This is a genomic window from Mesorhizobium sp. M7A.F.Ca.MR.148.00.0.0 (assembly GCF_003997735.1).
Lineage (GTDB): Bacteria > Pseudomonadota > Alphaproteobacteria > Rhizobiales > Rhizobiaceae > Mesorhizobium.
Genome location: NZ_RZTB01000757.1, coordinates 1 through 223 on the forward strand (window position 1 = coordinate 1; position 223 = coordinate 223).

The following is a 223-nucleotide window of genomic DNA, read 5'->3' on the forward strand; positions in this document are numbered from 1 at the left end:
CGCATCGCGGTGCGCCTTGATCAGCTCGGCGTGGCTGGTCCAAAGCTTCTCGATCGGAAAGTTCGAGCCGAACATCAGATGGTCGGCGCCCAATATGTCGATCGCATTGTCGACGATATAGGCGATCAGAGCCGGGTCGTTGCGGTGGACGAAGGTGCCGAGGCCGGAGAGCTTGGCGTAGAAGTTGGGGGCGGCTGCAAGCGTGCGCAGGCCTGCCTTCCAG

At 62.3% G+C, this 223-nt stretch carries 1 protein-coding gene; it reads right to left on the reverse strand.

The window, feature by feature from the left end; translation table 11 throughout:
• The coding region (locus EOB49_RS36145; RefSeq protein ID WP_164782043.1) for an amidohydrolase family protein at window positions 1–223 on the reverse strand (223 nt) is incomplete at both ends.